General features: G+C 65.2%; 19 protein-coding genes. 15 read left to right on the forward strand and 4 right to left on the reverse strand.

Annotation, left to right across the window (positions count from 1 at the left end; genetic code table 11):
• Positions 1-65: 65 nt before the first annotated feature.
• The 3 genes from AABE10_RS17060 (at position 66) to AABE10_RS17070 (ending at position 2,089) form a co-directional block, all read left to right on the forward strand.
• Complete coding sequence (locus AABE10_RS17060; RefSeq protein WP_342934462.1) at positions 66-1,049, forward strand: nitrilase-related carbon-nitrogen hydrolase; 984 nt, start codon at positions 66-68, stop codon at positions 1,047-1,049.
• Positions 1,050-1,190: 141 nt separating this feature from the next.
• Positions 1,191-1,643: an SET domain-containing protein gene (locus tag AABE10_RS17065; RefSeq protein ID WP_342934463.1), complete on the forward strand. Its 453-nt coding sequence runs from the start codon at positions 1,191-1,193 to the stop codon at positions 1,641-1,643.
• A 194-nt stretch (positions 1,644-1,837) separates the two neighbouring features.
• Positions 1,838-2,089, forward strand: coding sequence for a hypothetical protein (locus tag AABE10_RS17070; protein ID WP_342934464.1), 252 nt, complete (start codon positions 1,838-1,840; stop codon positions 2,087-2,089).
• 92 nt (positions 2,090-2,181) lie between these two features.
• Here AABE10_RS17070 and AABE10_RS17075 read toward each other — a convergent pair whose 3' ends face one another.
• Together AABE10_RS17075 and AABE10_RS17080 are read right to left on the reverse strand one after the other, a co-directional pair.
• The gene (locus tag AABE10_RS17075) at positions 2,182-3,627 is read right to left on the reverse strand and encodes an ATP-binding protein (protein ID WP_342934465.1); all 1,446 of its coding nucleotides are present in this window, start codon (positions 3,625-3,627) and stop codon (positions 2,182-2,184) included.
• A complete protein-coding gene (locus AABE10_RS17080; RefSeq protein WP_342934466.1) occupies positions 3,624-4,283 on the reverse strand; it encodes a response regulator transcription factor in 660 nt (219 codons plus the stop codon). The genes AABE10_RS17075 and AABE10_RS17080 overlap by 4 nt, the downstream gene beginning before the upstream one ends.
• Positions 4,284-4,454: 171 nt before the next feature.
• Between AABE10_RS17080 and AABE10_RS17085 the strand changes: the two genes are divergently transcribed.
• A complete protein-coding gene (locus tag AABE10_RS17085) occupies positions 4,455-4,994 on the forward strand; it encodes a cytochrome b (protein ID WP_342934467.1) in 540 nt (179 codons plus the stop codon).
• 212 nt (positions 4,995-5,206) lie between these two features.
• On the opposite strand, the gene AABE10_RS17090 is transcribed toward AABE10_RS17085, so the two are convergent.
• Positions 5,207-5,536, reverse strand: a complete 330-nt coding sequence (locus AABE10_RS17090; RefSeq protein WP_342934468.1) for a hypothetical protein — start codon at positions 5,534-5,536, stop codon at positions 5,207-5,209.
• Positions 5,537-5,677: 141 nt separating this feature from the next.
• Between AABE10_RS17090 and hpnI the strand changes: the two genes are divergently transcribed.
• From hpnI to AABE10_RS17120, 6 genes are all read left to right on the forward strand, one after another.
• Positions 5,678-6,928 carry a bacteriohopanetetrol glucosamine biosynthesis glycosyltransferase HpnI gene (hpnI, locus tag AABE10_RS17095; protein WP_342934469.1) on the forward strand — a complete coding sequence of 417 codons (1,251 nt, stop codon included), beginning with the start codon at positions 5,678-5,680 and terminating at the stop codon, positions 6,926-6,928.
• A 59-nt stretch (positions 6,929-6,987) separates the two neighbouring features.
• On the forward strand, positions 6,988-8,412 hold the full coding sequence (gene hpnJ, locus AABE10_RS17100) for a hopanoid biosynthesis associated radical SAM protein HpnJ (RefSeq protein WP_342934470.1): 1,425 nt from the start codon (positions 6,988-6,990) through the stop codon (positions 8,410-8,412).
• A complete protein-coding gene (hpnK, locus tag AABE10_RS17105) occupies positions 8,409-9,254 on the forward strand; it encodes a hopanoid biosynthesis-associated protein HpnK (RefSeq protein WP_342934471.1) in 846 nt (281 codons plus the stop codon). The genes hpnJ and hpnK overlap by 4 nt, the downstream gene beginning before the upstream one ends.
• 4 nt (positions 9,255-9,258) lie before the next feature.
• On the forward strand, positions 9,259-10,323 hold the full coding sequence (locus AABE10_RS17110; RefSeq protein ID WP_342934472.1) for a lysylphosphatidylglycerol synthase domain-containing protein: 1,065 nt from the start codon (positions 9,259-9,261) through the stop codon (positions 10,321-10,323).
• Positions 10,324-10,500: 177 nt separating this feature from the next.
• A complete protein-coding gene (locus AABE10_RS17115; protein ID WP_342934473.1) occupies positions 10,501-10,965 on the forward strand; it encodes a Fur family transcriptional regulator in 465 nt (154 codons plus the stop codon).
• Positions 10,966-11,447: 482 nt separating this feature from the next.
• On the forward strand, positions 11,448-12,161 hold the full coding sequence (locus AABE10_RS17120) for a carbonic anhydrase (RefSeq protein WP_342934474.1): 714 nt from the start codon (positions 11,448-11,450) through the stop codon (positions 12,159-12,161).
• A gap of 48 nt (positions 12,162-12,209) precedes the next feature.
• Here the strand turns inward: AABE10_RS17120 and AABE10_RS17125 are convergent, their stop codons facing one another.
• Positions 12,210-13,616, reverse strand: a complete 1,407-nt coding sequence (locus AABE10_RS17125; protein WP_342934475.1) for a PLP-dependent aminotransferase family protein — start codon at positions 13,614-13,616, stop codon at positions 12,210-12,212.
• Between the two features lie 804 nt (positions 13,617-14,420).
• Here AABE10_RS17125 and rarD point away from each other — a divergent pair.
• The 5 genes from rarD to AABE10_RS17150 all read left to right on the forward strand — a co-directional run bounded on the left by rarD (position 14,421) and on the right by AABE10_RS17150 (position 23,736).
• Positions 14,421-15,467, forward strand: a complete 1,047-nt coding sequence (gene rarD, locus AABE10_RS17130) for an EamA family transporter RarD (RefSeq protein ID WP_342934476.1) — start codon at positions 14,421-14,423, stop codon at positions 15,465-15,467.
• Positions 15,468-16,147: 680 nt separating this feature from the next.
• The gene (locus tag AABE10_RS17135) at positions 16,148-18,502 is read left to right on the forward strand and encodes a TerB N-terminal domain-containing protein (RefSeq protein ID WP_342934477.1); all 2,355 of its coding nucleotides are present in this window, start codon (positions 16,148-16,150) and stop codon (positions 18,500-18,502) included.
• Positions 18,499-19,809 (forward strand): ATP-binding protein, encoded by a 1,311-nt coding sequence (locus tag AABE10_RS17140; RefSeq protein WP_342934478.1) that lies wholly within the window; start codon positions 18,499-18,501, stop codon positions 19,807-19,809. The genes AABE10_RS17135 and AABE10_RS17140 overlap by 4 nt, the downstream gene beginning before the upstream one ends.
• A complete protein-coding gene (locus AABE10_RS17145) occupies positions 19,781-22,015 on the forward strand; it encodes a DEAD/DEAH box helicase (RefSeq protein WP_342934479.1) in 2,235 nt (744 codons plus the stop codon). The genes AABE10_RS17140 and AABE10_RS17145 overlap by 29 nt, the downstream gene beginning before the upstream one ends.
• A gap of 218 nt (positions 22,016-22,233) precedes the next feature.
• Complete coding sequence (locus tag AABE10_RS17150) at positions 22,234-23,736, forward strand: MDR family MFS transporter (protein WP_342934480.1); 1,503 nt, start codon at positions 22,234-22,236, stop codon at positions 23,734-23,736.
• Positions 23,737-23,751: the final 15 nt, after the last annotated feature.

Genomic DNA, 23,751 nt, shown 5'->3' on the forward strand with positions numbered 1-23,751 from the left:
CATTTTACGTATCGAATCGCCGAGGGTCCAATGGAGGCGTTCCGTCGATTCTTATCGGGTCCATCATGTCCTCTTTGCCGACGAAGACGCTGCGCGTTGCGTCGATGCTGTTCAAGTCGCGCCGTGGCGCGACAGCCAACAACGTTGCAGCCGTCGTTGCCGCGATCGAGCGGGCCGCGCGCAACGGCGTCGAGCTCGCGGTGTTTCCGGAAGCGTGTCTGACGGGCGGCATCGAAGAAATCGCTTCATCGGGTGAGCACAAGACGCGCCGCGCGGCACTCCGGGCGCTCGCGCAGGGCATCGACAGCGCGCCTATGCATGCCGTCGCGGATGCCGTCGAGCGCGCGGGCGTCGCCGCGGGTGTCGGCCTGATCGAAGCCGCACCGAACGGGGATCTGTTCAGCAGCTATGTCGTGTGCCTGCCCGGTGGCGAGCGGCACGTGCATCGCAAGCTGCAACCGGACGGCGAGCGTTATCTCGCGCGCGGCGAGCGCTTCACGGTCTTCGACACGCACTGGGGATGGCGGCTCGCGGTGCTGATCGGCGGTGACAACTATGTGGTCGAAAACGCTCGGATGGTGGCGCTGCTCGGCGCGCGGCTGCTCGTCGCGCCGCATGCGTGCACCGGGGCCAGCGACGCCGCGAGCAACGAATGGATGCGCCGCGCGTTGCCGGCGCGCGCGATCGACAACGGCATGTTCGTCGTCTACAGCAGCGGCGTTCAAGACGCGATTCAGACGGATGAAGATGCAGGCGAGGGCGGGGCGGCCGCGATCGTCGATCCGTACGGCCATCTGATCGCGCAAAACGGGCAGCGCACGCGCGGCGACGACATGATCGTTGCGGATCTCGACCCGGCGTCGATCGGCGCGAGCCCCGGGCATCGCTGGCTCGATGCGAGGCGCCCCGATCTCTATGCGCGGCTCGCAACGGGACGCGTGTGCGAGATGCCGCTAGACGCACGCGCATTCGAGCCGCGCACGGCCGGCGCGCGCGGCTCGGTGCCCGTGAGCTTCGCGATGGTGAGACGCGAGCGGCCGCACGGCTGACCGGACGCGACGCCTGCTTTCGTGATCGCATGTCGATGCAGGCTTGCGATGCATGCAAGAGGACCAACATACACACATCGATAACAGAGCGTTTTTTTCGCGCCCTATACTTAGCCGATGAATCCTCTTCGAAAGCAGGCCATGCGTCGTTTATCCGTCAGGCGGTCGCCCATTCATGGCAGGGGCGTGTTCGCGCTGTGCGCGCTCGCAGCCGGCGAGCGCATCATCGAATACAAAGGCGAAGTGACGTCATGGCGGCGCGCCGCGCGGCGCATCGAGCGCGGCGGCGACTATGGACATACGTTCGTGTTCGGCCTGTCGGATGGGCGTGTGATTGACGGCAGCGTCGGCGGCAATAGCGCGCGCTGGCTCAACCACGCGTGCAAGGCCAATTGCGAGGCGGTCGAAATCGATGGACGCGTTTTTATCGAAGCCGCCGTCGATATCCAGTGCGGCGAAGAACTGCTGATCTCGTACGGTCTGTCCGTCGACGATCCGCAAGACGAAGAAACGCGCCGCCAATACATATGCCGGTGCGGATCGTCCGCATGCCGCGGCACGATGCTCGCCGTTGCCGACGACGCGCGCGCATGACGCAGCCGCGCTTTCCTGCATTCACCTGTCGATAAAGCTGGCTGGCGATCGTTGACCATGCGTGTGCGCGCTTGGGTCCGGGGTCGCACGCATCGCCTGGGTGAACCTGTCGCCGGGCTGTCTCATCGGGCCGTCTCACCGGGCAGTCTCGCCGGGCTGTGATACAGTGCCCGCAGCGTTCCAGAGAGGCGTCCATGACAGAACGACCACGGAAGACCACGCAGTCCCCGGCTCCGACCTTGCCGGCGTTGCTCATCGAACTGGAAGCGTCGCTGCCGTGCCTGATGGCGCAGCCTGCCGCTTTCTCATCCGCGCTGGTCCGCGTGTACCGCTGCCTTGACCGCGCGAGCGCCCCGATCCGTCAGCGCGCGCCGCGAGCCGAACGGCCCGCGCGAGATAAAGCGCCGCGCGCCGACATGCCGATGTCGCTGCCGCTCTTTCCCTGAAGCCTGAACCCCCGTGCTTTTCAGCGTTCAGCTGGACACACGGGCCCGCATCGTATCTCTTTGCACCTGCGCCGCATCGATTCGGGTCGCGTTTATGGCCTGAGCGGTTCGACCGCCTGGCCAGCGGCACGCGCGCGCTGCACGCGAGGAAACGCAATCTGCACCGCGAGTCCGCGCCGCCCGATCCCCGAGCCGATGTGAATCCGCGCGTCGAAATGCGCGGCGATGCGCGCGACGATCGACAGCCCGAGTCCGCTGCCATTGCCGCTCGCCGTGGCCGCCGAGCCGCGAAAGAAGCGGTCGGTCAGCCGCAGGCGCTCTTCGTCGGAAACGCCAGGGCCGTTGTCGGAGACCGTCAACGCGACGCTTTGCGCATCGGCCAGCACGCTGATATGAACGCGCCCGCCCACGTCGCCGTATTTGATCGCGTTATCAAGCAGATTGTCGATCAGCGTGCGCGCGAGCACGCGGTCCGCATACACTTCGGCGTCGCGGTCCCCGGCCAGCACGATGGCCATCGACTTTTCTTCGGCATGAGGCGCGCGGAACGCGATCGCTTCGCCCGCGACCTCATGCAGTTTGACGGGCAGCGTCGTGACCGTCTCGCGTTCGTCGAGCCGCGCGAGCAGCAGCAGTTGCTCGGCGAGACGCGCGCTGCGGTCGACGCCCTGGACCACCCGATGCATCGCCTGTTGACGCTGCGCGCCGTCCTGCGCGGCCAGCGCCACTTGCGCCTGGACCTTGATCGCGGCGAGCGGCGTCTTCAGTTCGTGTGCGGCGTCGGCCGTGAACGCGCGCTCGCGCATGATCGAGTGTTGCAGCCGCGCGAGCAGCTGATTGATCGCGTCGACGAGCGGCTTCACTTCGGCGGGCGACGGATTGACGTGGATCGGATCGAGGTTGCGCGCGTCGCGCGTACGCACCGCCTTGGAGATCGTCGACAGCGGCCTGAAGCTATGCCCGATGCTGAACCAGACGAAGAGCGCGAGCACGGGCAGGGCGATGGCCATCGGACGCGCGATGCGGCTCGCGACGCCCGTCGTCAGATCGCTGCGCATATTGGCCGGCTCGAGCACGCGCACGGTGCGGCCCGTCGCGCTGTCGCGCAGCGCGTAGGCGAGCCACTTGTGACCGCCGATCGTCAGCCGGTGCACGCCTTCTGCCGTCTCTCCCGGTTCGATGGACGTTTTCAGCGCCACGAGGCCGGGGCTCTCGACGATCAGCTGGGCGGCCGCATCGCGCAACTCGAACAGCGCATAGCGCGGCTGCGCATCGGTGTCGTCGTAGACGGCAGGCGACGCGCGCGTGTATTCGTTGCGCACGTCGATGCCCGTCGCGGCCAGTTTCGCGAGATTGGCCGCATCGAGCTGGATCAGCAGATGCGCGAGCTGGATCAGGCGCGCGTCGTCCCATTCGTCGACTTCGCGCGTCGCGTTCGTGAAGCTCCACGCGAACATCACCGCCCAGACCGCGCCGACGCTGACGAGAATCAGCCACATCAGCCGGCGGCGGATCGACGTCGAGCGTGTTCCCGTCATGCTTTGTCCACGACGTAGCCGAAGCCGCGCACGGTGCGGATCACGTCGCCGCCGAGTTTCTTGCGCAGGTTCGACACGTGCACTTCGATCGCGTTGCTCTCGACTTCCTCGTGCCACCCGTACAGGCTTTCCTCGATCCGCGAGCGCGGCTGCGGCACGCCCGCATGCGTGAGCAGGTGGATCAGCACGGCCCACTCGCGCGCGGTGAGCGGCACGCGCGCGCCGTCCTTCGAGACCGTTTGCGCGACCGGATCCACGGTCAGGCCGCGCCACGCGATGACATCGGTGCTGCGGCCCTGCGAGCGGCGGATCAGCGCGCGGCAGCGTGACACCAGTTCGGCGAGATCGAATGGCTTGCCGATGTAGTCGTCGGCGCCGGCGTCGAGGCCGCGCACCTTGTCGGCGGCCGTGTCTCTCGCCGTCAGCACGAGCACGGGAATGTCATTGCCGCGCAGGCGCAGCCCCTTGAGCAGATCCATGCCGGAGAGCTTCGGCAATCCCAGGTCGAGGATCAGCAGCACATAGGGCGTAGTCGCGAGCGCGACTTCCGCATGCTGGCCATCGCGCGCCCAGTCGACCGTAAAGCCGGCGTTACGCAACGCGACTTCGAGTCCGCTGCCAATCAGGTCGTCGTCTTCGACGAGAAGGATGCGCATAGATGTCAAATCTGTTTTCGGTCTGTTTGATGACAGTCTATCGCGTATGGCATATGTATACGTGGCCGGCGCGGCATCGGCGGGGCTTAAGCATTTCTTCAGATTCAGCCGTTAGCATCGCCGCGTACCCGCTTGCGGCAACGGCACCGCTCCATCACGACGAGGTAGACGATGAACCTGAACGCTTTGACGCAACGCCGCGCCTACGACGGCATCGCGCGTCTGCTGCACTGGCTGGTGGCGCTTTTGATCGCCGCGCAGTTCGTGCTCGGCTGGACGATGCCGGACGTGCATCGCGATACCGTGCCCGACGGGCTGATCGCATGGCATCTCGGCGTGGGCGCGGCAATCGTCGCGGCCGTCGCGTGCCGGATTCTCTGGCGCGTCACGCACCAGCCGCCGCCTGCCGATCTGTCGCCCACGCTCGGCTTCATCTCTCGCGCGACGCATGCGCTGCTGTACGTCACGCTCGTCGCGGTGCCGCTCGCCGGCTGGGCGAATGCGTCGTCGCGCGGCTGGGCGGTCAAGCTGTTCGGCATCGTCCGCTTTCCCGACCTGACGCAGAACGGCTCGCAGACGGGCCACGCGCTCGGCGACGTGCACGGGTGGCTGGCCTGGGTGCTGTTCGCGCTGATCGTGCTGCACATCGGCGGGGCGCTCTTTCATCGCATCGTCCTGAAAGACGACGTGCTGCAACGCATGCTGCCGTAGATCCTGCCGTTAACCCGCAGTCAACCGTAAGCCGCAGGCAATATGACGCAAGGTATCTGAAACGGCTACCGCACTGAAGGGGCTTAATATTCCCTTCAGATTCGGGTCGCTACCATCGGGGTGCCATGTCCGGCGGGCTCGGGCGTGTTCGAATTCGGCGCACCGTCACGCGAACTTCACATGAGGGAGTCGGCACAGCGGGCCGGTGCGCGTCATGTAGGGCTGGCTGTGTGATGAAGCAAACAACTGTAGAGATGATCCGGGCACACGTCGTCACGGCTTCCGTTGCTGCGACGGCCATTGATGTGGCCGTCGTCAGCCTGCTTTTCTTCTGCAAATTTCCGGAGTCGATGTTCGAGACGGCCTCGTTCCGTGTGCTTACGTTCACCTTGTTGCTCGCTGTCGTTCTCGCAACGCGCCACGCGGCGCATATCGCGTTCCGCGCGGCCGTCCGGCGGCGTCATGCGCGCTTCGTCGGGCCGCAGGAGGACGCGGTTTGTGTGTCGTCCGTGTGCCCCGCGCGCAGACTTGTCATTCTTCATCTACATTTCACCGGCATGCCTTACGTTCCCGTCAACCGGACGGGTTGGTGACCGCGATCCGTGACGCGTGTCATCCGTTTATGCGCGGCTGTCGACGAGACAGCCAGCTTCTGAAGTCTGTTTGCCGGAGCAATTGAAATCATGCAGGACGCGCTGCTGCACATCTACTGGCTGCCGACGGCGCTTGCGCTCGCGGCCGCGGTGTATGCCGTCATCGCGGTGGTGGCCTCGATCGTTTCGACGTCGCGCGTCGCGGCGGCCGAACGGCGCGTCGCGCCGTCGCCCGTGAGCGTGCTGAAGCCGCTATGCGGTGCCGAGCCCAGGCTCTTCGAGAATCTCGCCACGTTTTGCGAGCAGACGCATCCGTGCTTCGAGCTGATCTGCGGCGTATCGCGCGCGGACGATGCCGCCGTCGCGATCGTCCATCGCTTGCAGACCGTTTATCCTGAACGCCAGATTTCGCTCGTGATCGATCCGCGCATCCACGGCACGAATCTGAAGGTGAGCAACCTGATCAACATGGCCGAATGGGCGCGGCACGACGTGTTCGTGATCGCTGATAGCGATATCGCGGTCGAAGCCGACTATCTGGAGCGCGTATGCGCGCCGCTCGACGATCCGCAGGTCGGTATCGTCACGTGTCTGTATCGCGCGAAGGGCATCGCCGGGTTCTGGTCGCGCGTGGGCGCGCAGTTCATCAACGAATGGTTCGTGCCTTCCGTGCGCGTCGCGCATATGTTCGGTTCGACGCGCTTCGGCTTCGGCGCGACGCTCGCGTTGACGCGCGCGACGCTCGAGCGTATCGGCGGCTTCGAGCGCCTGAGAAACACGCTCGCCGACGACTATTGGCTCGCCGGGCACGTGCGCGAGCTGGGCCTGGAAACGGCGCTGTCGCCCGTCGTCGTCGAAACGGATGTGACGGAATGCACGCTGCCCGCGCTCTGGGATCGCGAGACGCGCTGGCTGCGCACGATCCGCTCGGTGAACCGCGCGGGCTTCACGTTCCTGTTCGTGACGATCACGCTGCCGTGGATGCTGTGCAGCGCGTGGCTCGCGTTCGCGCTGCACGGCGGCGCACATTCGTCCGGCCTCGCGCATGGCGCGCTTGCGCATCCCGCTGTGTCGATCGCGCTGATCGTCGCGACGGTGACGGGAATTTCGGCGCGCGTCATCCTGCATGCGATGATGAGCGCCGAGCGCAACATTTTCTGGCGCGATCTCGCGCTGACGCCGGTGCGCGACGCGTTGATGTTCGCGCAGTGGCTCGCGGGATCGTTCGGCTCGACCGTGGTGTGGCGCGGCGTGCGCATGCCCGTCGAGGAAAAGGACAACGCGGCGGCCGTGTTCCGGCCTGAGCCCGTCAAGGCACTCGAAGTATCCGACGGCCGCTGAACGCGCTGTATCCGCAGCAGTGGCGCGTTCGGCTCAATTGAAACTCGTGGAAAACGACTATGAAGAAGACGTTATTTTTGCAGGCACCGTCGTATGACGGTTTCGATGGCGGCGCGGGGTCGCGCTATCAGGCGAAGCGCGAAATCCGCTCGTTCTGGTATCCGACGTGGCTCGCGCAGCCGGCCGCGCTCGTGCCGGGCAGCCGCGTGATCGATGCACCCGCCGATGGGCTGTCGGTGGAAGCGACGCTTGCGATCGCGGCGGAATACGAGATGGTCGTCATTCATACGAGCACGCCGTCGTTCCCGACGGATGCGCTCTTCGCCGAACAACTGAAGGCGCGCGCGCCGAAGGTGATGGTCGGCATGGTCGGCGCGAAGGTGGCCGTCGATCCGCATAATTCGCTGACGGCGAGCGACGCGATCGACTTCGTCTGCCGCGAAGAATTCGATTTCACCTGCAAGGAGCTCGCCGAAGGGCTGCCGCTCGCGCAGATCAAAGGCCTGAGCTATCGCGCCGCCGACGGTTCGATCGAGCACAACGAAGCGCGCCCGATCCTCGAAAACATGGACGAACTGCCGTTCGTCGCGCCCGTCTATCAACGCGACCTGAAGATCGACAACTACTTCATCGGCTATCTGAAGCATCCGTATGTGTCGATCTACACGGGACGCGGCTGCCGCTCGCGCTGCACGTTCTGCCTGTGGCCGCAGACGGTGGGCGGCCATCGCTATCGCACGCGCTCCGTCGAGAACGTGCTGGAAGAAGTGAAGTGGATTCGCGACAACATGCCCGAAGTGAAGGAGATCATGTTCGACGACGACACGTTCACCGACTTCAAGCCGCGCGTCGAAGAGATCGCCCGCGGTCTCGGCAAGCTGGGCGTCACGTGGTCGTGCAACGCGAAGGCCAACGTGCCGTATTCGACGCTGAAGATCATGAAGGAAAACGGTCTGCGTCTGCTGCTCGTCGGCTATGAATCCGGCGACGACCAGATCCTGCTGAACATCAAGAAGGGCCTGCGCACCGACATCGCGCGCCGCTTCTCCGATGACTGCCGCAAGCTCGGCATCAAGATTCACGGCACCTTCATTCTCGGCCTGCCCGGCGAGACGCAAGAGACGATCAGGAAGACGATCGAGTACGCGAAGGAGATCAATCCGCACACGATTCAGGTGTCGCTCGCGGCGCCGTATCCCGGCACGACGCTCTACCAGCAGGCCGTCGAAAACGGCTGGCTCGAAGAGAACAAGGTCATCAACCTCGTCAGCAAGGAAGGCGTGCAGCTTGCTGCGATCGGCTATCCGCATCTTTCGCGCGAAGAGATCTATCACCATCTCGAACAGTTCTATCGTCAGTTCTATTTCCGGCCGTCGAAGATCTGGGAAATCGTGCGCGAGATGCTGATGAGCTGGGACATGATGAAGCGGCGTCTGCGCGAAGGCGTCGAATTCTTCCGCTTCCTGCGGGCTCACGAGGCATGACGCAGCCGGGCAGGCCGCGACGCGCACTGATCGTTACTGCCGACGACTTCGGCCTGCATACGCGCATCAACGAAGCCGTCGAGCGCGCGCATCAATGCGGCGTGCTCACGGCGGCGAGCCTGATGGTGTCGGCGCCCGCCGCCGCCGATGCCGTGCGGCGCGCGCAGCGCAATCCGACCTTGCGCGTCGGCCTGCATATCGTGCTGGCCGACGGCGCGCCGATGCTCGCGACGCATCTCGTCCCGGCGCTCGTCGACAGGCACGGACGATTCGGTGACCGGATGGTGCGCGACGGCTTTCGCTTTTTCCTGCTGCCGGAAGTGCGCCGTCAGTTGAAGGCGGAAATCCGCGCGCAGTTCCAGGCGTTCGCGCACACCGGGCTGAAGCTCGATCACGTGAATACGCACAAGCACTTTCACCTGCATCCGACCGTGCTTGCGCTGATCATCGAGGTCGGCAGCGACTTCGGGTTGAACGCGATGCGTCTGCCGTATGAACCCGGCGCGCCGGCGTGGATCAGACCTTGGATAGCTCGCGTGCGCCAGCAGTTGGATAATGCAGGCATCGCGCACAACGATTACGTGATCGGCATGTCGCAGACAGGGCGACTCGACGAAGCGGCGCTGCTCGCGGCGCTCGCGCGGCTGCCGGAAGGGGTCGGAGAGATATACGGTCATCCGGCTGTGGCCGGAGACGGGGCGATCACGCCCACCATGCAGACGTACCGGCACAGCGACGAATTCGACGCGCTGGTGTCCGGGCGAGTCGCATCGGCAATTGCCTCGAGCGGGGCCATCACGGGCGGTTTCGCCGATGTGTTCTCGCAGCAGACTTACGTATGATCTAGTGATGAAGTGGCTCAAATGGTTGGGGTTGCCCGCGGGCATCGCGGTGCTGATCGCGCTGGCGCTGCACGGCGGGATGGACGATGTGCTGCGCGCGATCGGCGCGGCAGGGTTTGCGCTGTTGTGGCTCGTGCCGCTGCACGCGCTGCCGCTGCTGCTCGATGCCCAGGCATGGCGGCTGCTACTCGGCAAGCGCGCGCCGCTCGCGTATCTGTGGTGGGTCGCGACGGTGCGCGAGGCGGTCAGCCGGCTGTTGCCTGTGGCGAGCATCGGCGGCGAGTTCGTCGGCGTAAGGCTCGCGCGCTGGCGGACGAATGACGCGAGTGTCGTCGGCGCGTCGGTGATCGTCGAGGTGCTGGTGACGATGGCCGTCCAATACGTGTTCGCGGCCATCGGTCTCGTGACGATCGTCGCGCAGACGGGGCGCGACGCGATGCTCGTGACGGTCGGCGCGGCGCTCGTGCTGTCGCTGCCGTTGCCCGTCGTCGTGTTCGTGCTGCTGCGGCGCGGCGGGCTTTTTCACGCGATCGAGCGATGGTCGGCGCGTCTGCCGATGAGCGAGCATTGGGGCGTCGAGCGCATAGGCGGCGCGCGGCTCGATGCCGCCATCGACGCATTGCTGCGCGAACCCGGCCTGCTGCTGCACGCGTTTCTGTGGCAGTTCGCGGGGTATGTGCTGGGCGCGTCCGAGGTGTATCTCGCGCTGTGGATGCTCGGGCACCCCGTGTCGATCGGCGGCGCGATCGCCGTCGAGGCGCTCACGCAAGCCGCGCGCCATGCGGCGTTTTTCGTGCCGTCGGGGCTCGGCGTACAGGAGGCCGTCGTCGTGCTGCTCGCGCGGATGTTCGGCGTCGATGAGCAGACGGCGTTTTCGCTTGCGCTCATCAAGCGGATGCGCGAGGTCGTGTTCGGCTGCGTCGCGCTCGCGTCGTGGCAGGCGGCGGAGCTCGTTCGCAACCGCGTCGGCAATCGCCAGGACGCGTGGCGCAATAACCCGTCGCTCAGACCGGCCGAGCATCGCGTGCCGTCTCGCGAGTCCGTCGACCGCGAGCGTTCTTCGCGCTGATTTGACTCTGCGGATCGGCGGCGCGCAATTCGTTCGATTCGCGCAGTGGTTCAAATGGACCGAACGCGCAGCGCGCTTTCCCGAATGCGAATCGCAATCAACGAAATTCCGGAAATGTGCGAGCCGATGACGTAGGCTGGAAGCCGACTCCTTCAAATCGATACCGAACGGCTGCGCATGCCGCCTCGTTCCCCATCCCCGACACATCCCCTCGACGCGCTCAGGCGCGCCGGCCTCGCAGGCACGGCTGCGCAGGCCACCGTGCTCGATTGTCTGCAGCATGCGGAGCACGGCCACTACAGCGCGGAAGCTATTCATCGGCGTATTTCGGCGAGTGGCGAGCGGATGAATCTGTCGACTACGTATCGCGTGCTCAATCAGCTCGTCGACGCCGAACTCGTCGCGAGCGTGCCGCTCGGCAAGCATCACAGTCTCTACGAACTGAAGACGGGCGAGGCGCACGATCATCTCGTATGCGTCGTGTGCGGCCGGGTCGAGGAATTCTCCGACCCGGCGTTCGATCGCCGGCGCAACGCGATCGCAAAGAAGTTCGGGATGCGCTTCGTCGGCAAGACGCTCGCGTTGCAGGGCGTCTGCGCCAAGTGCGCGGCGCGCGCGCATCCGCCTCGCACGCGGACGTAGTCGTGCAGGGCAGGCGATGAGTCTTTCCCGCGCTGGCACGCTTGCTCACTCAGGAAAGGACTGTTCTCGCCGGGTGGATTAATCCGCGGCGTGGGAACGGCTAAAGTGATTCGTGTGCGCGGGGTCCCTTCGCGCGCGAGAGAGCTTCCCCCGGTCTCCGGCACCCGGAGACCGGGGTTTTTTTCGATTGATCCGGTATTTTGATGCGGGTAATGTGAGATCGCCTCTTGAGAACAGGCGAGCTTTTGTCGAGCCCCGCGCCGCTCCGATCACGTCCGGCCGGGGCTTTTTTTCTGCCCCGCGTTTCTGACTTGCGCATCCGCCTGCACTTTTTTCCTGCGGCATCGTGCATCGCGCATTGCTCATCGCGCTACCGCGTTGTCCCGCCTGCCTCTGTGCGCGCCTGTCCGCCGGCTGATGCCAACCCGTCGTACACTCTTCCTTCAATCATCATCGAGGCGCACCGCGAAGGGGACCACTTCATGCCGGACGATCTGCTCAACACGAAGCGCCTTCGCGATCCGGCGAACTCGGATCTGCTGCATCTGCTCGATGGCGTCGAGCAGTTCAGCGACCAGGTGTTTCCCGCCACCCAGGCGCTCTTCGAGAGTCTCGCGCTGGGCCAGGCGCCGCATACGCTGTTCATCACGTGCGCCGATTCGCGCGTGTCGCCGGAGATGATCACGCAGACACATCCCGGCGAGCTGTTCGTGTGCCGCAACATCGGTAATATCGTCCCGGCTTACGGCGAGATGCTGGGCGGCGTGTCGGCCGTCGTCGAATATGCGGTGCTCGCGCTGAACGTGCGGCAGATCGTCGTGTGCGGACACAGCGATTGCGGCGCGATGCGCGGCCTCGCAGGCACGGCCCCGATGACTGCGGAAGACATGCCGACCGTGAACGCCTGGCTGCGCAACGCGGAGACGGCGCGCAGCGTCGTGCAGGCGCGTAACGTGGGCCGCGATCAGCTCGTGCAGGCGCTCGTCGAGGAGAACATCCGGCTGCAACTGATGCATCTGCGCACGCATCCATCAGTCGCGGGGCGGCTCGCGCAACGGCGCCTCGACGTGCAGGGCTGGGTATACGACATCGGGCACGGCCGCATCACCGTCTTCAACGACGAGGACGACACATTCGAGACCGTACGTGAAGCGCGTGAGCGGCTCCAGCGGCTTGCGCGGCAGCAGGGCGGTTGAATCTGCCTGGCCTTCGATTTTCGCTGCCGCCGGCGCCCGCTTGTCCATTTACCCGCCGAGCGCCGCCGCGCGCCGTAGAAATCCCATCGCGCGCTCGTTGTCGAGATATGCGGTGTTGAAGCGGACCCAAGGCGTCGGCTCGCCGTGCGGCCGGTAGTAGCTGCCGGGCTGCACGGTGATGCCCGAGCGCGCCGCCTCGGAGACGAACACATCCGAATTCGGCACGCCGGGCACGCGCGCCCACACGAGCGTGCCGCCGCAAGGCTCGTCGAACACCTGCCAGCCTACGCTCGCGAGCAGTTCCACCGCCGTCGCGATCGCGCCGTTCACGCGCCGGCGCAGCCGCTCCAGATGCTTGCGATACGTCCCGCGTTCGAGCAGCGCGGCCACTACGCGCTCGCTGAAACGCGTGCCGCCGAGGCTCGTCAGTGCTTTGACTTCGACGAAATGCTTGACAAGCCCCGCTTCGGCCGCGATGTAGCCAAGCCTCAGCGATGACGACAGGCTCTTCGAAAACCCGCCGATGTACACGACGCGCGTCAGCCGGTCGAGTGACGCGAGACGTTGCGTCGGGATGGCCTGGAAATCGGCGTAGACATCGTCTTCTACGATCATGAAGTCGTGCTCCTGCGCGAGCTGCAGCAGCCTGAAGCCGACATGCGGCGCGACGTTCGTGCCCGTCGGATTGTGAAAGACGGTGTTGAGGAAAAAGAGCTTGGGCCGGTGCGCTTTCAACAGCGCTTCGACGGCTTCGACGTCCGGCCCCGTCGACAGACGCGGCACGCCGACCAGCTCGATGCCTTGCAGCTTGAGCAGGCCGAACAGGTTGAAGTAGCCCGGATCTTCGACGAACACCGTGTCGCCGGGTTTGAGCAGCATCCGCACGACGAGATCGAGCGCTTCGCTCGCGCTGTTCGTCACCATGATGTTCTGCGGCTCTGCCGCCACGCCGACAAACGCCAGCCGCTGCCCGATCTGCAGACGCAATTGCGGGTCGCCTTGCGGAATCGCGTAGTCGATCAGGCTGCGGGCGTCCGTGCGCGATGCCTGGCGGATCGCCTGCGCGATCCCTTCGACGTCGCGCCACGCTTCGGGAATGAAGCCGATCGACAGATTCAGCACTTCGTCGGGCCGCTCGAACTGGCGCAGGATCTGATCGGACTCGGGCGTCGCGCGGATCGCGTCCAGCCCGCGCGCGGCGCGCGGCGTCCTGTCGAACTGCTCGGCGACGTAATAGCCGGAGCCGTGCTTCGGCTGGAGCAGGCCGCGCGTGGCGAGGCGGTCGTAGGCCTCGATGACGGGAAAGCGGCTGATGTTGTGCTCGGCCGCGAATTTGCGGATGGACGGCAAACGCATGCCGACGCGCAACTCACGCGACAGGATCAGTGCCTCGACCTGCCCGACGATCTGCTCCGTGAGTGGGGTGGACGTTGCGGCGTCGAGGGTAATTTTCATTTGCCTCCCGTTCCAGGTGTTCGCGTGAATTCGCCGAACACTTTACGTAAATTGATCGAAAGTGTTCATTCCAGTCCGCGAAGTTTACCGGAACAATAGGTTCGACGAACAGAATTGTTCGCGCAGGTTGTTAGCTAAACATCGTGTTAAATCAATAGTTTGAATAGCATGCGGCGAATCCGCCAACAGCCGGTGAACACCGCCGAACACTTCGAGTGATCGTACGAAAGCAGAACTGTATTGAGAAAACTTCCGAGGCCGTGCGATACGACATGGCCCAGCAGGACCTGAGAGAAACGGCGGCCGCTAACGAGACTCCAACCGGGACCGGGCAGTCTGAAATCGACCTTTGAGCGCGCTCCCCACCGCGGGAGCGCCTGTTTTGCGTGTCGAACGTTCAGTCTGCGGCCTCGGTGCGACACTCGGGCGCGCACTCGATCACGGCGCGATCTGCCACAAGCGTTGCGCCGCAATTGCCTTGCCGCGACCTACGGCATCGGGCCGATAAACACCACGTCTGAGCCGCGACGGAGAACGGGGCTACATCTATAAGCCTGTTGCACTCATCGATGCTGCCCGCAAGATGGCTCCGGATTTCTGAGTTCCGGTGCGAAGAGCTGTTCACCTCTAGTGGGCAGCCTGTTAAGTAGTGCAAATGTGAACCGCTAAACGAAAGCGGGCTCGTGCCGCTGTCGGCCGTGCTGCTGAACGACGGCGACTTCGACGCCGTGTTCGGCGCGCCCGGCAAGGCGAAAGAAAGGGCAGGGCTCGACGTTCGGCGGCAACCGACGAGGCGCTACAGGAATGAACGCACACAACCGGAAGTACAAGGAAGGCGCCGGCTACCCTGCGCTGCTCGTGGCGCTGTGCTGGTGGGGATTGATGCCGCTGTACTACTGGCATCTGAAGGAAGTGAGCGCGCCGGAGATGCTCGCGCATCGCGTGTTGTGGTCGTTCGCGGTGCTGTCCGTGATGATCGGGCTCCGGCCCGCGTTGAGGCGGCAGCCAGGCGGTTGGCGTTCGTTCGCGCTCGCGCTGTTGCCGGCCATGCTGCTGTCGGCGAACTGGGTCGTGTATATCCTCGCGTCGGTGACGGGCAATGCGTTGCAGGCGAGTCTCGGCTATTTCCTGAATCCTCTGCTGTCGGCGGCGCTGGGCATCGTATTTCTGAACGAACGGCTTAACGGTCTGAAGTCTGCGGCGCTTGCACTCGGGCTGGCCGGCACACTCGTGCAGTGCTACGCGCACGGCGGCGTGCCCGTGTTCGCCGTGATGCTCGCGGTGACGTTCTCGCTGCTCGGCCTGGTCCGCAAGGTGTGGCCGACGAAGAACGCGATCGTCAGCACCTGGCGCGAGACCGTCGTCATGATGCCGTTTGCGCTCGGCTACCTTGCGTTCCTGTCGTCGGGTCATGCGCTCGCGTTCACGTCGTTCGGCGCGGGTGCTGCGATGCTGATGATGCTCGCGGGCCCGCTGACAGTCGTGCCGCTCGCGCTTTACGCGTACGCCATGCCGCTCGTGTCGCTGACCGAGTCCGCCGTGATGCAATACGTGACGCCGACCGTGACCTTCATCCTCGCACTCACTGTTTTCCACGAACGGCTGACGACGGTCGATCTGACGGGCTACGGGCTGATCTGGTGCGGGCTCGCGCTGGCGACGTATGCGATGGTGCGGCGGCGTCCCGTGAGGGCATCGCAGACGGCCCGCCAAGGGGCAGAGACGGGAGCACGGAACGTGTCCATTCTCGCTGCGCACAAAAAGACGCCAGCTTCCGCTGGCGTGAATAGGTTCTGGCATTCCGAGGGCCGTCCAGAACCTGAGAGACGGTGTGAAAAGTCCGATGCATGATCGCGTGAGCGGGGCGCCGGATGCGGCGCGAAACGGACTCGTCATTATCGAATCTGACCGCATCGACAGCGCGGTCAACACAGCGCCAGTCTACCCCAGTTCACGAAACAAACCCTGAAAATATGCGAATTGGGTATGGGATCCGCGTGCGCTCCCGCACTCGGATCGCGTGAATCGAATGCCGTTGTCGCGGGCGCGAATTCGTGATGTGTGCCCCGTGCCGCGCGTCGCAAACAGGCATTTAGCGGCGTCTGAGCGATCCGGGAAAAGGTAATATAATCAACTGTTAAACAGGTCGCGACCGTGGCGGCGACGGCTGCTCGCGGCGGACGGGAGAACAATGAGCCGCGGGCGAAGCAGTATCGGGAGGGCGTGGCTGCCATTGGCGTGCTGTTCGGTTCGGGCTTGCCGTTCTTGCGTCGGATGGCCACGTGCGGATCGTCCCTTTGATCGTTCTGGCGCTGGTCCCGCTGATCGTTTTGGCCGGCTATCGTTGGTTCCCAATCAGGCTTGCATCGAAGAACATGTCGCGCGCCGCGCCGCGTGCCCTCGCAACGCGTGCCCGCGAACCGATCGAGTCTTCCGCCGTGCTGCTGCCGTCACTGGCACTACTGGCATCACGTTTTGCATCGCAAATTTCATCCGGATATCACAAGGCTCGCGCTGAGCCAGGCTATTTCATGACAAGTTCTCCCGGCTCATACGACGACGAGCCGTTTGCATCGATGACCGAAGCCGGCACGCACGCCGATGCTTACCGCATCCGGCCCGCGCCCGGCGGCGTGCGGCCGTCTGCGCATGCATCCGTGCGTTCGTCCGCGCGCTGGATCGCGCCCGGCGAGCACGTGGAGCTCGGCGGCATCGCGGTCGAGGGAGGCTTTTTCTACGCAGGCGACGTGCAGCGCTCGCACGCCGATTCGATTGAAGCATGCGTGATCGACGCGCGCTTCGATTTCGCTCGCGAGGGCGCGGACCCGAGCGAGAGCCTCGGCAGCACCGCGCTCAGCTACGGCGGCCTCACGCCGGCGCAGCGCCGCACGTATGTCGAATGGCTCGCGTCGGACCGGCGGAAATCGGACGTCCACACCGGCTATCTGTTCTTCTATCTGTACGGGCTGGAGCGGCGCGTGCTCGTCGACGGCGCGGCGGGCAAGGTGCGCGGCGACGAATTCAACGCAATCGCGAAAGAACTGCGACGCCTGCTGAATCTCGACGCGAACTACGCATGGCAAAAACACGTGCGCGGTCTGCTCGATGCGCTTTCGCTGATGGCGTCGCGTCATACGCGGATGTATCTGCAGCCCGCGCCGGACGGCCTGGCGACGGGTTATCAGGTGCCGCTGAACGTGCGCGTCGCGTTCGGCCAGGCGGCGCTCGACCAGCATCCGCTGCCTGCTGACTGGGCGCTCGCGTGGGTCAAGCTCGATCCGATGATGGTGCGGCGTACGGCCGTCGCGCGCTGTCCCGAGGAATTCGATCGCGTGTTCATGTGCCAGTATCGCGAGCGTTTCGGCGACGGCATGATCCTGCCCGCGAACCGGACGAAGCTGGACGCGTCGCCGCAGCCGTCGTTCCGCGCGCTGAAGAGCGTGCCCGTGCCGGGCTTTCTGGTGGGCCTGCCCGATATCGCGGCCGTCAACGGCACGCGCAACAAGCTGCAACTGCTGATGCACGAGAGCGCTGCGACGCTCGATGCGTACAGCCGCTATCTCGGTCGCTATCCCGAAGCGCAGGGCACGCTCGAAGCGACGCTGATGCTGCCCGCGAACATGTGGCCGCAAGCGACGCACGATGCGATCGACGCGCTCGCCGACGAAATCGAGCATGAGACCGCCGTCAGCACATTCGGCGCGGTGCTCGCGCGTTTCAGATCGGGTGGCAAGATGACACGCGACAAGGCCGTCGTGTTCACGACGGCGCTCGCCGAAGCGGGCATCGCCGTCGAACCCGACGTGCGCCTCGGCGCGCGCACGCCGAAACCGACGGACGCCGTCGCGCTGTTTGCAATCGAGCCCGACGCGGCCCCGCTGCATACCGACGACGCGTATGACGTCGCAACGATCATCGTCGATCTGGCCGCGACGGTCGCACGCGCGGACGGCGATGCGACGCAGCGCGAGACGGCCGTGATCGAATGGCAGATCGAGCAGTGGCCGCACCTGTCAGCGCAGCAGCGCGCGCGGCTGAAAGCGCGTAATCTCGTGCAACTTGCGCAACCGACGGCCGCTGCCGGGCTGAAGAAAAAGCTGGAGCCGCTGTCGCTGGACGTGAAGGCGACGATCGCATCGTTTCTGGTGCATACGGCGAACGCGGACGGCGTCGTGTCGCGAGACGAAGTCAGGCTGCTGGAAAAGGTGTACCGGATGCTCGACATCGATCCGCAGCGCCTTTATACGGATCTGCATCAGCACGCGAGCGGCGCGCCGGCATCGGCGGGGACCGCGAACGCGAGGGCACATAGGCACGCCGATACGCAGAAGCACGCCGCGCCAAAGCCGGCGTTCGCGCTCGACGCGGCGCGTATCGCCGCGCTGAAGGAGGAAACGGCGCGCGTATCGTCGATGCTGGCGGACGTATTCGTCGAAGAGGCGCATGGAACTGCCGCAGCGGCGCACAGCCAGGCTATGGAAGCGAAGCCGCCCGTACCCGTCGAAGTGAACCGGGAGCAAACCGTCCGCGAAGAGGAACGCGAAATGCTGGCCGAACCGGCAGCGTCGGCGCCTGATGTGCGGCAAACGTCTGAAGCAATGCGGTCTGAAGCAACGACGTCCGAAGCAACGCGCAACGACGACGAAACGCAAGCCCCACTTCTCGGCCTCGACGACGCGCACTCGTCCTTCCTGCGCCTGCTCGTGACGCGAGCATCGTGGACGCGCGCCGATCTCGCCGCCGCCGCGTCGCATCTCGAACTGATGCTGGATGGCGCGATCGAACAGGTAAACGAGGCGTCGCTCGACCGTTGGGACGAGCCGCTCACGGACGGGGACGATCCCGTCGAAATCAATCAGGAAGTCGCACAAAGGTTGGCTGCATGACAACGATTCGCCCCAGGGACCGCGACGCGGTCCTGCAATCCCTGCGCGCCGGCGTCGTGCCGCGCATCGGGCAGCATCTGATCCAGGTCGGCCGCGCGCGCGAACTCGAGGCGCTGCTGAAGGATGTCGAACGCGTTGCGGACGGCGGCTCGGCGTTTCGCATCGTCGTCGGCGAATATGGCGCGGGCAAGACGTTTTTCCTGAATCTCGTGCGCGCGATCGCGCTCGAAAAAAAGCTCGTCACCGTTCATGGCGATCTGAATCCGGACCGGCGTCTGCATGCGTCGGGCGGCCAGGCGCGCTCGCTGTACGCGGAGCTCGTGAAGAACATGGCGACGCGCACGAAGCCCGAAGGCGGCGCGCTCGCGGGCGTGGTCGAGAAGTTCATCGGCCAGGCGAAGACGGAAGCGAAGGCGACGGGCCGCACCAGCGACGAAGTGATCCGCGCGCAGCTTTCGCAGTTGACGGAGATGGTCAACGGCTACGATTTCGCCGACGTGATCGCCGCATACTGCCGCGGCTTCGACGAAGGCAACGAGAAGCTGAAGAGCGATGCCGTGCGCTGGCTGCGCGGCGAGTTCACGACCCGAACCGACGCGCGCCAGGCGCTCGGCGTGCGCACGATCGTCGACGACGCGAACATGTACGACCAGCTGAAGCTGCTCGGCCGCTTCGTGCGGCTCGCGGGCTATAGCGGCCTGATGGTGTGCCTCGACGAAATGGTGAACCTGTACAAGCTCGCAAATCTCCAGGCGCGCAACGCGAACTACGAACAGCTGCTGCGCATCCTCAACGATTCGCTGCAAGGCACGGCGGAAGGGCTCGGCTTCGTGCTCGGCGGCACGCCGGAGTTTCTGCTCGATACGCGCCGCGGCCTGTACAGCTATGCGGCGCTGCAATCGCGTCTCGCGGAGAACGCGTTCGCGACGAACGGGCTCGTCGACTACAGCGGCCCCGTGATCCGCCTCGCCGCGCTCACGCCGGAAGACTTCTACGTGCTGCTCGACAAGCTGCGCGTCGTCTACGCATTCGGCGACGCGAGCAAGGCGCTCGTGCCCGAGGAAGCGATTCCCGCGTTCATGGCGCACTGCGCGACGCGTCTGGGCGAAGCGTACTTCCGCACGCCGCGCACGACGATCACCGCGTTCATCAATTTTCTCGCCGTGCTGGAGCAGAATCCGTCGGCGGATTGGCGCGAACTGATAGGCAGCATGGAGATCGAGCGCGACACGGGCGGCGCGGCCGACATCGTCAACGACGCCGCTCCCGACAGCGACGATGAGCTCGCCAGCTTCCGGCTCAACTGATTCGCGCAGCTTCGATCTGCTCGACGAGCGCATTCGCCGCTGGATCTGGCGCGAAGGCTGGACCGAACTGCGCGACGCGCAGGAACGCGCGGTGCCCGCGCTGATCGACGCCGATCGCGACGTGATCATCGCGGCGGCCACGGCGGCAGGCAAGACGGAAGCCGCGTTTCTCCCCATTCTTTCGAACCTGCTGCGCGACGAACCGTGCAGCGGGTCGGTGCTCTACATCAGTCCGCTGAAGGCGCTGATCAACGATCAGTGGTCGCGGCTCGACGATCTGTGCGAAGCGCTGGAGATTCCCGTCACCGGCTGGCATGGCGATGTATCGTCGGGCCGCAAGCAGCGCTTTGTGAAGAAGCCCACAGGCGTGCTGCTGATCACGCCCGAATCGCTCGAAGCGATGTTCGTCACGCGCGGCGCATCGCTGGCCGCGACATTCGGCGCGCTGCGCTATGTCGTCGTCGACGAGCTGCACGCGTTCATCGGCTCCGAGCGTGGCATGCAGTTGCAGTCGCTGATGCAGCGTGTCGAGCGCGTGTCCGCGCGCAGCGTGCCGCGCGTCGGCCTGTCGGCGACGCTTGGCGACATGCGCCTCGCCGCCGAATTTTTGCGGCCACGCGCGGCGCAGAACGTGCAGATCATCGAATCGGGCAGCGCGGGCCAGGAACTGAAGATTCTGATCAAGGGCTATGTCGAGAAGCCGCCGCGCATTCACTTCGAGCCCGATATTGAGCATCCCGGTCTCGAAGACGTCGTGCCCGGCAGCACCGTCGATGTCGCGAATCACATGTATAAGGCGCTGCGCGGCTCGAACAATCTGATCTTTCCGAACAGCCGCCGGCAGGTCGAGCTTTACGCCGACCTGTTGCGCCGCGCGTGCGAACGCGACGGCTATCCGAACGAGTTCTGGCCGCATCACGGCAGCCTGTCGAAGGAATTGCGCGAGCAGACGGAACAGGCGCTGAAAGCGGGCGACCGGCCCGCGAGCGCCGTCTGCACGACGACGCTCGAACTGGGCATCGACATCGGCGCGGTAAAGAGCGTCGTGCAGGCGGGCGCGCCGCCGTCGGTGGCGAGCTTGCGGCAGCGGCTCGGACGCTCGGGGCGCCGTAAGGGCGAAGCGGCGATTCTGCGCTGCTATTGCGTCGAAGCCGAATTGCACAGCGGCGCCGATCTGTCGGACCGGTTGCGCGAAAGCCTCGTGCAGTCGGTGGCGATGGTGAATCTGCTGCTGCGCGGCTGGTTCGAGCCGCCGCGCGCGGGCGGCATGCATCCGTCGACGCTCGTGCAGCAGGTGCTGTCGATCATCGCCGAACGCGGCGGCGCGACGGCGAGCGAACTGTGGGACATGCTGGTCGCGAACGGCCCGTTCGGTTCGATCGACAAGGCGACGTTCGCTGCCATCCTGCGCAGCCTCGGCGCGAAGGATCTGCTCGTGCAGGAAGCGGGCGGCTTGCTGTTGCACGGCGTGGCGGGCGAGCGGCTCGTCAACCACTACGAGTTCTATGCGTCGTTCACGACCGACGACGAGTTCCGCATCGTCGCCGGCGCGAAGGTGCTGGGCTCGCTGCCCGTGTCGCGACCGTTGACGGCGGGCCAGGGCATCGTGTTCGGCGGTCAGCGCTGGCGCGTGCAGGAAGTCGACGCGGGCAAGAAAACCGTCTACGTAAAGCCGGATCAGGGCGGCGTGCCGCCCGTGTTCGACGGAGGCGGCTCGCTCGTGCACGACGAGGTTCGGCGCGAGATGTTCAATGTGCTCAACGATGCAGAGCCCGTCGTGTTCGTCGATGCGACGGGCCGCGAATTGCTCGAAGAGGCGCGGCGCTTTTTCGCGTCGAACGAACTGGCCTCGCGAGTCGTCTTCACACACGGCGGCAGCACGATACTCGCCACATGGTCCGGCGACTGGATCAACGATGCGCTCGTCGTGCTATTGCGCGCCGAAGGACTCGACGCATGGAACCAGGGGCCGACGGTCAGCGTGCGCACGTCGGGCGCGGAGCCGGTGAAGGACGCGCTGCAACGCATCGCCGCGCTGACGCCCGCGCAGACCCGCGACGCGTTGCGCGCAATCGGCAACATCGACAACGAGAAGTGGGACTGGACCCTGCCCGACGATGTGAAGCGCAGCGCGTATGCATCACTGCGTCTCGACATGCCGGGCGCGCAGACGTTGGCGCGTCGGCTTGCGGCGGGATGTACATGACGCTCCTGAGCCTCGCGCCTTGCGAGACTTGCGAGCGGAGCAAAGACGCAAGAAAGAACGCCTGGATGCACGCACAACCAAGTGCAAGAAACCGAATTAAGCGGTAGCATACTTTTCTTTGCCCGCACCGTATGGCTTGCGCAGAATCCGTGTTTCAGCGGAGTTTCAGCCGGCTTGCGGTTTTTGTGTGCGCGGCGCACTCCACATCATCGCTCCCCATGTCGAATCATCCTCAGACGAGGCGTCCCCTCGTCATCGCGTCCGTGATGGCGTCGATGGCGATGGTGGCTATCGAAGCCACCATCGTATCGACGGCCATGCCGCAGATCGTCACGCAACTCGGCGGATTGCGCCTCTATAGCTGGGTCTTCTCGTCCTTCCTGCTCGCGCAGACGGCGATGACCGTCGTGTTCGGCAAGCTCGCCGATCTGTACGGCCGCAAGCCGACCGTGCTCGTGGGCATCGCGATCTTCCTGATCGGCTCGCTCGGCGCGGGCTTCGCATGGTCGATGCCCGCGATGATCGTGTTCCGCCTGATCCAGGGGCTCGGCGCGGGCGCGATCCAGCCGGTGACGCTGACCATCGTCGGCGACCTGTATCCGGCGCGCGAACGCGGCAAGATCCAGGGCTATCTCGCGAGCGTATGGGCGATCTCCGCGGTGATCGGGCCGATGGCGGGCGGTCTGCTGATCCGCGATCTGTCGTGGTCGTGGATCTTCTGGATCAACGTGCCGATCGGCGTTCTCGCGGCATATGGTTTCTTCTCGTACCTGCATGAGGAGAAGCGCCACCAGCGTCCATCGATCGACATGCTGGGCGCGTTGCTTTTCACCGTCGCGATCGGCGCGCTGATGATGGCGCTCACGGATGCCGGCTCGGAGAACGACGGCCGCGCGCTGTTCGAAGTGGCGCTCTTCGTCGTGAGCAGCGCGTTCTTCGTGTGGCACGAGCGGCGCGTTCCCGAACCGATGATTTCGTTCGCGCTGTGGAGCCATCGTCCCATCGCCGCGTGCAATGTCGCGACCGTGCTGTCGGGCATGGCGCTGATGGGGCTCACCACGTTCCTGCCGATGTACGTGCAGGGCGTGCTGAACCAGTCGCCCGTCGTCGCGGGTCTCGCGCTGACGATGATGATGGTCGGCTGGCCGTCGGGCGCGACCTTCGCCGCGAAGGCGTTTCATCGGCTCGGGCTGCGGCGCACGCTGGTCGGCGGCAGCTTCTTTCTGCCGCTCGGCGCGATAGCGTTCGCGGTGCTCAATCCGCAAAGCTCGCCGGTGCTGGCGGGCGTCGGCTCGCTCGTGATGGGCCTTGGAATGGGGATGGTCAGCGTCAGCTCGCTGATGCTGATCCAGGAGATCGTGCAGCCGATGCAGCGCGGCTCGGCGACCGCGTCGAACCTGTTCGCGCGCAATCTGGGCAGCACGCTCGGCGCGGCCATTTTCGGCGCGGTGCTGAACTTCGGGCTGAGCCATTTCAAAGGCATGTCGATCACATCCGACCAGTTGCGCTCGCTGCTCGACGCGACGCCCGGCGCGGCGCAGGCGGCGCTCGCGGGCAACGAGATGGTGCGCTCGGCGCTGCATCACTCGCTGCATCTGACGTTTCTCTCGATCTTCGTGATCTGTCTGGGCGCGGTGCTGTCGGTGATGGTGGTGCCGCCCATCAAGCTCGGCGGACAGCCGCGCGAAACGTCGGCGGCTGCGCATCTGACGGAGATGTGATTTTCTTTGGCTTTG

The sequence above is a fragment of the Paraburkholderia diazotrophica genome, from assembly GCF_038900755.1.
Lineage (GTDB): Bacteria > Pseudomonadota > Gammaproteobacteria > Burkholderiales > Burkholderiaceae > Paraburkholderia > Paraburkholderia diazotrophica_A.

Bases quoted from the DNA above. Each gene is read 5' to 3' on its own strand.
- hpnK (WP_342934471.1), top strand. From the start codon at position 8,409: ATGACGCAGCCGGGCAGGCCGCGACGCGCACTGATCGTTACTGCCGAC.
- AABE10_RS17065 (WP_342934463.1), top strand. From the start codon at position 1,191: ATGCGTCGTTTATCCGTCAGGCGGTCGCCCATTCATGGCAGGGGCGTG.
- AABE10_RS17080 (WP_342934466.1), bottom strand. From the start codon at position 4,283: ATGCGCATCCTTCTCGTCGAAGACGACGACCTGATTGGCAGCGGACTC.
- AABE10_RS17090 (WP_342934468.1), bottom strand. From the start codon at position 5,536: ATGAAGAATGACAAGTCTGCGCGCGGGGCACACGGACGACACACAAAC.
- hpnJ (WP_342934470.1), top strand. From the start codon at position 6,988: ATGAAGAAGACGTTATTTTTGCAGGCACCGTCGTATGACGGTTTCGAT.
- AABE10_RS17075 (WP_342934465.1), bottom strand. From the start codon at position 3,627: ATGACGGGAACACGCTCGACGTCGATCCGCCGCCGGCTGATGTGGCTG.
- AABE10_RS17070 (WP_342934464.1), top strand. From the start codon at position 1,838: ATGACAGAACGACCACGGAAGACCACGCAGTCCCCGGCTCCGACCTTG.
- AABE10_RS17135 (WP_342934477.1), top strand. From the start codon at position 16,148: ATGACAAGTTCTCCCGGCTCATACGACGACGAGCCGTTTGCATCGATG.
- AABE10_RS17140 (WP_342934478.1), top strand. From the start codon at position 18,499: ATGACAACGATTCGCCCCAGGGACCGCGACGCGGTCCTGCAATCCCTG.
- rarD (WP_342934476.1), top strand. From the start codon at position 14,421: ATGAACGCACACAACCGGAAGTACAAGGAAGGCGCCGGCTACCCTGCG.
- AABE10_RS17125 (WP_342934475.1), bottom strand. From the start codon at position 13,616: ATGAAAATTACCCTCGACGCCGCAACGTCCACCCCACTCACGGAGCAG.
- AABE10_RS17120 (WP_342934474.1), top strand. From the start codon at position 11,448: ATGCCGGACGATCTGCTCAACACGAAGCGCCTTCGCGATCCGGCGAAC.
- AABE10_RS17060 (WP_342934462.1), top strand. From the start codon at position 66: ATGTCCTCTTTGCCGACGAAGACGCTGCGCGTTGCGTCGATGCTGTTC.
- AABE10_RS17150 (WP_342934480.1), top strand. From the start codon at position 22,234: ATGTCGAATCATCCTCAGACGAGGCGTCCCCTCGTCATCGCGTCCGTG.
- hpnI (WP_342934469.1), top strand. From the start codon at position 5,678: ATGCAGGACGCGCTGCTGCACATCTACTGGCTGCCGACGGCGCTTGCG.
- AABE10_RS17085 (WP_342934467.1), top strand. From the start codon at position 4,455: ATGAACCTGAACGCTTTGACGCAACGCCGCGCCTACGACGGCATCGCG.
- AABE10_RS17145 (WP_342934479.1), top strand. From the start codon at position 19,781: ATGAGCTCGCCAGCTTCCGGCTCAACTGATTCGCGCAGCTTCGATCTG.
- AABE10_RS17115 (WP_342934473.1), top strand. From the start codon at position 10,501: ATGCCGCCTCGTTCCCCATCCCCGACACATCCCCTCGACGCGCTCAGG.